We start from the raw sequence: 570 nt of genomic DNA, 5'->3' as shown, positions 1-570 counted from the left end.
GGCTTCAAAAACACGATCTTGTATATCGTACTCTAGCTTTTCTACGACATTTTGCTCCAATGTATCAAGCTCCTCTATCACCTCAGTGGAGCGCTGAATGATATATTTCATATCATCGTAAAACTTTCTGGGGCAGGCTCGAAAGTGCTTTTTTGTAATATGAGTATATTTATTAAAGAAGTTGAACTCTTTCAAATATGCCTTGATGCTTTCATTAAGATCATCCAATGTGTATTCATCTAGGTAAGCATCTGACAAATATCTTTGCGAGCAGAACTTTAGTTTTTGCCTCCGAGTAACGTCAAATCGATCGCTTTCTTTCTCATACCATACAGTCGATTTTACTTCTGCGTTCGGAGCTCTTCTGTCTATAACTTGCAAAACAAGCTCCCTCATTGAAAAAGCAAAATTATGGAACCTTAGAGGATTTCCATGAGAACAATAGTTTCTCAAGCTAGCGACAAAGAGTTCCTTTTCAAAATCAGTAACAAGCAATTCATTGAACTTCTTTATGAAATCATGACTCAATAACTTTTTTAACTTCATATTTCGGTGATACCTACAAAGCGC

At 36.3% G+C, this 570-nt stretch carries 1 protein-coding gene; it reads right to left on the bottom strand.

Annotated features, from left to right (window positions below; all coding sequences use genetic code 11):
• Positions 1–546: hypothetical protein (locus Q4488_RS18800; protein ID WP_303582141.1), on the bottom strand; the 546-nt coding region annotated here is incomplete at its 3' end.
• Between the last annotated feature and the right edge of the window lie 24 nt (positions 547–570).

The organism is Amphritea sp. 1_MG-2023 (genome assembly GCF_030547545.1).
In the GTDB taxonomy this organism is placed as follows: domain Bacteria; phylum Pseudomonadota; class Gammaproteobacteria; order Pseudomonadales; family Balneatricaceae; genus Amphritea.
Note: the sequence above shows the minus strand (reverse complement) of the source record. Positions and strands in the feature narration are given on the sequence as shown.